At 71.5% G+C, this 1,094-nt stretch carries 1 protein-coding gene; it reads right to left on the bottom strand.

All coding sequences use genetic code 11. The features are described from left to right. Positions 1 to 1,023, bottom strand: a 1,023-nt coding sequence (locus AB0J09_RS65580) for a DUF2264 domain-containing protein (RefSeq protein WP_360714701.1), incomplete at its 3' end; no start/stop codon positions are given. Positions 1,024 to 1,094 lie beyond the last annotated feature (71 nt).

Raw genomic sequence — 1,094 nt, 5'->3', positions numbered from 1 at the left:
CTGGTGGATGCGCACCTCGGCGGCGCCGTCGACCACGGAGGCGGTCACTACGCGGACGGGGCCGTCCTCGTAGGCCGAGACGGCGAGGCGCTCCCCCACGGTGAGAGGCTCGATGCGGCGCCGCCGGGAGGTAGCTCCCTTCGGTGAGACGACGGCGAGTTGCCCGTCGATCGCCTCGTCGCCGATGTCGGGGCCGGTGTGGCTGGTGTAGGCGAGCCTGAGGTAGTAGGGGTCCGGCGGGCCGGCGGGATCCTGGACGCGATCGCGGTCGCTGCCGTGGTTGACGATCCGGACGACGCCGTCCTCGCGGGTGGCGTGCAGCAGCCAGCCGGGCGCGGGCATCGCCACGACCTGGTCGGCGAGGTCGATCGGCGCGGCCACCTCGGCGTCCGTCCAGACCGGGTGCTGCGGTGGCAGCAGCAGGCCGAGGAAGGCCTTGCTGGCCCAGTACGGCGAGGCGGGGCCGGAATAGTCCTGCTTGCCGGGCGGGAAGGCGTCGTACCAGCCGCACGTGAGCAGGCCGCGGCTGTCGGGGGCGCCGCGCTCGGCGAAGTGGCGCAGCACACCGCTCGCGATCCGCCTGGTCCGCCCCGGCGCAAGGGGCGAGGCGCCGGTCAGCGCGCCCAGCCAGAGCGGCGCGACCGTCGCGAACCGGTAGATCAGCGAACGTCCCTGGTGCACCGGCCCACCGTCGGCGGCGAAGAAGTGCTGGTACTGGTCCAGGAACCGGTGCAGGCGGGCCGCGTAGAGCTGCTGGCGGGCGGTGTCGCCGGCCATCCTCGCCCACAGCGACGGATACAGGTGCATCGCCCAGCCGGAGTAGTAGTCGAAGTTCTTGCCCTTGCCGTCGGAGTACCAGCCGTCGCCGACGTACCAGTCCTCGATCCGCTCCAGCCCGCCGGTGATCTCGCCGGGGTCGTGCGGCCCGCCCACCTCGGCCAGGAACTGCTCCACGACCACCTGGAAGAGCACCCAGTTGTTCGCCGGCGTGCGCCGCCCGACGAAGTTGACGTGTACCTGCAGAAGAAGCGCCGGCTAACTACGTGCCAGCAGCCGCGGTAATACGTAGGGCGCAAGCGTTGTCCGGAATTATT

Origin of the sequence: Nonomuraea sp. NPDC049784 (genome assembly GCF_040659615.1) — a bacterium.
Taxonomy (GTDB): domain Bacteria; phylum Actinomycetota; class Actinomycetes; order Streptosporangiales; family Streptosporangiaceae; genus Nonomuraea.
This window is presented reverse-complemented; position numbering and strand designations above follow the sequence as displayed.